Source organism: Anaerobutyricum soehngenii, from assembly GCF_009697165.1.
In the GTDB taxonomy this organism is placed as follows: domain Bacteria; phylum Bacillota; class Clostridia; order Lachnospirales; family Lachnospiraceae; genus Anaerobutyricum; species Anaerobutyricum soehngenii.
The window spans coordinates 1-6738 of sequence record NZ_VULP01000050.1; the positions used below are offsets into that span (position 1 = coordinate 1).

The 6738-nt window shown below is 34.4% G+C and carries 4 protein-coding genes; all 4 read left to right on the forward strand.

Features of this window, described 5'->3' with window-relative positions:
* Positions 1-148: 148 nt before the first annotated feature.
* Entirely contained in the window at positions 149-2899 is a 2751-nt protein-coding gene (locus FYJ25_RS14105) for a YfhO family protein (RefSeq protein WP_154581577.1), read from the forward strand.
* Between the two features lie 350 nt (positions 2900-3249).
* Positions 3250-4692 carry an NAD(P)/FAD-dependent oxidoreductase gene (locus FYJ25_RS14110; protein WP_021908083.1) on the forward strand — a complete coding sequence of 481 codons (1443 nt, stop codon included), beginning with the start codon at positions 3250-3252 and terminating at the stop codon, positions 4690-4692.
* Between the two features lie 33 nt (positions 4693-4725).
* Positions 4726-6000, forward strand: a complete 1275-nt coding sequence (locus FYJ25_RS14115; protein ID WP_005347560.1) for an NAD(P)/FAD-dependent oxidoreductase — start codon at positions 4726-4728, stop codon at positions 5998-6000.
* Between the two features lie 4 nt (positions 6001-6004).
* Positions 6005-6370 carry a DUF1667 domain-containing protein gene (locus tag FYJ25_RS14120; protein ID WP_005347562.1) on the forward strand — a complete coding sequence of 122 codons (366 nt, stop codon included), beginning with the start codon at positions 6005-6007 and terminating at the stop codon, positions 6368-6370.
* The last annotated feature ends 368 nt before the right edge of the window (positions 6371-6738 follow it).

Sequence of the window (6738 nt, forward strand, 5' to 3'; positions counted from 1 at the left end):
TGAGTTTGGTCACTTACATTATACATGAAAAAGGGGGTCATTGCTTTTTTATTCGTAAAAAGTGATGAAATCCTTGAAAATATAAGGTTTTAAACAAAAATAGGACTGTAAAACTTTACAGTACCAAGGAGAACACAGAGGAAGGATTATGAAAAATAAAAAACAAAGAAAGATAATCAATAAATTATGGAAATATTATTTGCTATATAGCACAATATTTTTAATAATGACTTGGGTGATATTTCATTATTTTTTTTCAAATAATATTTCTTTTATATGGAAAGTTGATGGATGGACACAGCATGTAAAAGCATTAGCTTATTATTCAGATTGGATGCAAAATATTGCAAAGAAAATAATATATGAACATAAACTACAGATACCATTGTGGGATGCTTCTATTGGATATGGAAGTGATATAATTAGTGTCTTACATTATTATGCAATAGGAGATCCGTTAAATATACTTTCTATTTTTTCACCAGATTCTAAAATAAATGTATGTTATACTTTGTTAGTATTGTTACGTATATATTTAGCAGGAATAACTTTTTCTGCTTATTGTTTTTATATGGGAAAAAATAAATATTCAGCGGTATTGATGGGCAGTTATATATATATTTTTTCAGGCTATGTATTTTTACATGGAATGCATCATCCTTATTTTATAAATTCCTGCATATACTTACCCTTGTTATTATTAGGGGTAGAAAAAATACTAAGAGAAAAGAAGTCTCTTTTATTTTTAATTACAGTATTTTTAAGTGCCAGTAGTAATTTTTACTTTTTTTATATGTTGGTATTAATTACAGTTATATATGTTATATTTAGAGTTTTAGCATTATATGACATTAAAAATATAAAAAAAGCGATAAAAGCGATAATGCATATTTTTGTCTCTTCAATAATAGGAGTTTTCCTAAGTGCTACAATTTTACTACCGGTAATCTTATTATTTTTAGATACAGATAGAAGTAAAATTAAGAGAACTTTTAACTTATTCTATAATAATGAGTATTTTCTAAATTTGTTAAAAGGATTTACAAGTGCTGAATTTATTGGAAAACATACAGTGTTATGTTATGCATCATTAGCATTGATTAGTATAGTTATATTATTTTTAAAAAAAGGGCATAATAGTTTAAAAATAGGAATTGTACTTTTTACAGCTTTTCTTTGCATACCGTTTGCAGGACATGTGTTTAATGGTTTTTCATATGCATCAAATCGCTGGGTGTTTGCTTATGGTATGTTAGTGGCTTTCATAGTAGTGACAGTGCTACAGGATATAGATGAGATAAATTCTTTAGCATTGATTGTTAGCTGTGTTGTTCTTATATTCTATGCAATAAAAACAAATGAAATAGGAACAAATGGTGTTGAAAAAAGTATACAAACAGCAATTTTGATCGGAATGTTACAAATAGCAATAATTGTGTTGTTTTTGCTTGTAAACAAGTTTTGTGATATTAATGACAGGTATAAAAATGCGTGTTCCCAGATAGCATCAGTAATGATATTAATATTAGTATTAATTAATATAGGAAATAATGGAAAGGTATATTTTGGCGGAGTGATTCAGAATGTATCAAAAGAATTTAAAACTTTTTCAGAAACAAATATGGGTGAAGATGCGCCAGTAGATCAAGTCATTAAAAGAGTATCGTCTAACGATAAGGATAGTTTTTGGAGATATTCTGGTCTGTACGAATGTATAGAACGAAATTCAACTTTACAAAGTGGGTTGAAAAATACATCTTCATATTGGAGTTTAACACCAGGAAATATAAGTGAATTTATGTCTGAACAAGATATGTTTGTGAACTATGCTTATAAATTGAGAGAATTAGATGGAAGAACTTTTTTAAACGAACTTATGAGTGTTAAATATTTTGTAGCATTCGCTAATTCTAATAATCCTAATATTCCATATGGATATCAAAAATTAAATGATAAGGGGTGTGCAAAAAAGGGTTATGTAGTATATAAAAATAATAATCCATTACCACTGGGATACACATATTCTACATATATTCCTCAAAATAAATATGAACAAATGTCATCTATAGACAGACAAAATGCAATGCTTCAGGGATGCGTAGTAGATAAAAAAGTAGAGGGATATAGTAAAACAAAAGTAATTCAAAATAAAACAAAAATAAAATATACAACAACTCTTGGTGATGGAATAACAAAAAATGGAAACAAATATAATGTAAAGAAAAAAGGAGCATCTATCACTTTAAAATTCAATGGAAATACAAATTGTGAAACTTATCTTAGTATTAACGATTTGAAAATGGGACAGGAGATAAAGCCAGGAAAATATCCAATGATGTCAGTGATTAAAATATCTGCTCTTGATGAGAAAAGTAATGTTTGTAAAAAACATTTTGATTATATGGTTAGAGAACATAACTGGTATAGTGGGAGACATAACTTTCTTGCAAACTTGGGATATGGGGAAAGTGCAAAAAAAAGCATAACAATTACTTTTAAAAAGCGGGGAATATATTCTGTTAAAGATTTTGAAATATACTGTCAGCCAATGAATCAATATAACCAGCAAGTTAATCTACTAAAAGAAAACATTCTTCAAGATGTCAGCATAAAAACAAATAAGATATCTGGTAATATTTCATTAAACAAGAAAAAAATTTTATGTTTATCTATACCATACTCTAAAGGTTGGACAGCATATGTTGATGGAAAGAAAACAGAGATACTTCAGGCTAATACAATGCTTATGGCATTACCGTTATCAGAAGGAAGTCACAGCGTAGTCTTAAAATACTATACACCAGGATTAAAAGCAGGAATTATAATATCTCTCATAGGATTGGTACTTTGCATTATTGTAAGTATGTGTGAAAAAAAACAAAATAAATTTACCACTTAGTATCATAAGAGTGTAGTTGTTAGAGCATAATTAATGTGGTCTCAGATAGAGTTTACCATTTTTTGTCTTGGTCTTGGGAATTTTCTCAAACACTTTGGAAAAATACAAAATATTAAGCACATTTGTAAAAGTGTATAATTTACAGAACGAAGAAAATGTTGTAATATATACATATAGAAACGGGTGACAAAAGTGATTATATTTGTGTAGTTTTATCGGAATGTATTTTTTTATGAGCAATCGACTGGTGAATTTATTTATTTTCCGATATATTTTATTGCATAGATAAGCAGAAAGGGAATGCGTAGCTTATTGTCATGCGGCCAAAACAAATGGAGGTATAAGAAGATATGTATGACATTATTGTAATTGGTGCCGGTGTTACTGGTACTTGTACTGCAAGAGAGTTGTCCAAGTATCAGGTAAATATGTGCGTAATCGATAAGGGTGATGACGTAGCATCTGGAACATCCAAAGCAAACAGTGGTATTGTTCATGGTGGTTATGACTGCAAACCAGGAACTCTTATGGCAGAGATGAACGTAAGAGGTAACGAGCTTCTTTATGAATTAGCAGAGGATTTGGATTACCCTATTAAAAAGAACGGTTCCCTTATTGTCTGTACTGTACCGGAAGAAAGAGGTAAGTTAGATGTTCTTTTAGAGCAGGCAAAAGAGAATGGTGTTCCTGGATGCCGTATCATTGATAAAGAAGAAGCTCTTAAGATGGAGCCGAATTTAACAGATAACACAGTAGCTGCTCTTTATGTTCCAACAGGTGGTATTATTTGTCCATGGGGACTTGCGATTGCTATGGGTGAGAACGCTGCAATGAACGGATGTGAATTCAAGTTTGAACATGCAGTTGAGAACATCATTAAGAAAGATGATCATTACGAAGTAGTAACAAATAAGGGAACATTTGAGACAAAGATCGTCGTTAATGCAGCAGGTGTATATGCAGATACTCTTCATAACATGGTAAGTGAAGATAAGAAACATATCATCGCTCGTAGAGGAGAGTACCTTCTTCTTGATAAAGAATTAGGAGATTACTTCTCAGCAACTGTATTCCCACTTCCAGGTAAGATGGGTAAAGGTATTCTCTGTGCTCCTACAATCCATGGAAATATGTTCGTAGGACCATCTGCAACGGATATAGAAGGTAAAGATGATGTAGAAACTACACAGGATATTCTTGATGATTTGGCTTACAAAGCACAGCACAGCTACCTTACAAGAACAAAACTTCCTATGAATAAGATTATCACTTCTTTCGCAGGACTTCGTGCTCATTTACCAGAACATGAATTCATTATCGAAGAAGCGAAAGATGCACCGGGATTCTTTGATGCATTAGGAATCGAGTCTCCGGGACTTACAAGTTCCCCTGCAATCGCTGAGAGAATTGCCGGACAGATTCAGGATAAATATCATTTCCCAGAGAAAGACAACTTCATCGCAAAACGTAAAGATGTTATCCATATGGAAGACCTTACTTTAGAAGAAAAGAACGCTTTAATCAAAGAAAAACCAGAATACGGCAGCATCGTATGTCGTTGTGAGATGATTACTGAAGGCGAGATCATGGATGCAATCAATCGTCCACTTGGTGCAAGAACTATGGATGGTGTAAAACGTAGAACTCGTGCAGGTATGGGTCGTTGCCAGGCAGGTTTCTGTACTCCTAGAACAATGGAAATTCTTTCAAGAGAGCTTGGTATTCCAATGACAGAAATCACCAAGAAGGGTGAAGGTTCCAATCTGTTAGTAGGAAAGATTAAAGAAGACTAGGATCAGTATTGAAAGAAAGTGAGGAATAATACTATGAAATCTTATGATGTCGTAATCGTAGGTGGAGGTCCTGCTGGTTTAGCTGCTGCAATCGCTGCTAAAAAAGAGGGCATCGACAGTATTTTAGTTATTGAAAGAGATAATCAGCTTGGTGGTATTTTAAATCAGTGTATCCATAACGGATTTGGTCTTCATACATTTAAAGAAGAGTTAACCGGTCCGGAATATGCAGCTCGTTTTATCGATCAGGCAGCTGAGTTAAATATCGAGTATAAGTTACATACAATGGTATGTGATATTTCTAAAGATAAAGTAGTAACCGTAATGAACCGCGAAGAAGGTATCGTTATGTATCAGGCAAAGGCAGTGATCTTAGCGATGGGATGTCGTGAACGTCCTCGTGGAGCCCTGAACATTCCTGGATATCGTCCAGCAGGTATCTACTCTGCAGGTACCGCACAGAGACTTGTTAACATGGAAGGTTTCATGCCGGGTAAAAAGGTTGTGATCTTAGGTTCTGGTGATATCGGACTGATCATGGCAAGACGTATGACATTTGAAGGTGCAGAAGTTAAGGTCGTAGCAGAAGTTATGCCTTACTCTGGCGGCTTAAAGAGAAATATCGTACAGTGTCTTGATGATTATGACATTCCACTGTTATTAAGCCATACCGTAATCGATATCGAAGGAAAAGACAGACTGACGGGCGTAGTGATCGCAGAAGTTGGTCCAGACAGAAAACCAATCCCTGGAACAGAAGTACATTACGATTGTGATACACTTCTTCTTTCCTGTGGTCTTATTCCTGAGAACGAATTATCAAAACAGGCAGACGTAGCAATGAACCCTGTGACAAACGGACCGTTAGTAGACGAAAGTCTTGAGACAAACATTGACGGTGTATTTGCCTGTGGTAATGTACTTCATGTACATGATCTTGTTGACTACGTTTCAGAAGAAGCAGCAACAGCAGGTAAGAATGCAGCTCTTTATGTAAAGAACAACTGTGGCAAAGATGCACAGAAATCTGATAAAGTAGTAGAAATTAAAGCAATCGATGGTGTTCGTTACACAGTACCAAGCACGATCCATGTAGATAACATGGCAGACCTTCTGACAGTACGTTTCCGTGTAGGCGGTGTATTTAAGAATAGCTATATCAGCGTATACTTAAATGATGAAAGAGTACAGCATCGTAGAAAACAGGTTATGGCTCCAGGCGAGATGGAACAGGTTATCTTAAAGAAGAAAGATCTCGAAGCGTACGAAGGTCTTGAGACCATCACTGTAAAGATTGAGGAGGAGTAGTATCATGGAAAAAAGAGACTTAACATGTATTGGATGTCCTCTTGGATGCCAGATTACAGTTACAATGGAAAACGGTGAAGTAACAGATGTAAAAGGTAATACTTGTCCTCGTGGAGATAAATATGCAAGAGAAGAAGTAACAAACCCAACACGTGTAGTTACATCAATCGTTAAGGTAGAAGGTGGAAACCTTGCCGCTGTATCCGTAAAGACAAAAGACGTTATTCCAAAAGGAAAGATTTTTGATATTCTTGATGAAATCAAACCGGTCGTAGTAAAAGCACCAGTTAAGATTGGTGATGTTATTGTTCCGAACGTAGCAGGAACAGGTGTTGATGTAATCGCAACAAAGAATATCCAAGCAGTATAAAAGGGTAAGCTTCTGATTTGCCACAGGCAAAGGAGACGCACCCTAAAAAAGAAGAGAACCTATATTTGTGACTCTATCACTGCGGGTTGAATATTCGCTTAAAGGCTCATATTCAATCCTCGCTCTAAGGCCACAAATATAGGTTCTCTTCTTTTTTAGGGTGCTGTCTTTGGCTGGTGGAGACAAATCAGAATTCATGTTGGAAGATTTGGGGATTCTTCAGAAGGTTGTTTTTTTATTTGTAAGTGGTAGATAGTCCGTATCTGGATTTTACCTCCAACCAGTGCCATAATAGTCCTATGATTATTAAATGTCTTAAAAGTTCAGTACTCAACTTTTAGGACTGGTTAGGAGGCATTTCCTATGAG

What these genes read in the sequence shown, in the direction of transcription:
- FYJ25_RS14105 (WP_154581577.1), top strand. Translation starts at nt 149, where the DNA reads ATGAAAAATAAAAAACAAAGAAAGATAATCAATAAATTATGGAAATAT.
- FYJ25_RS14110 (WP_021908083.1), top strand. Translation starts at nt 3,250, where the DNA reads ATGTATGACATTATTGTAATTGGTGCCGGTGTTACTGGTACTTGTACT.
- FYJ25_RS14120 (WP_005347562.1), top strand. Translation starts at nt 6,005, where the DNA reads ATGGAAAAAAGAGACTTAACATGTATTGGATGTCCTCTTGGATGCCAG.
- FYJ25_RS14115 (WP_005347560.1), top strand. Translation starts at nt 4,726, where the DNA reads ATGAAATCTTATGATGTCGTAATCGTAGGTGGAGGTCCTGCTGGTTTA.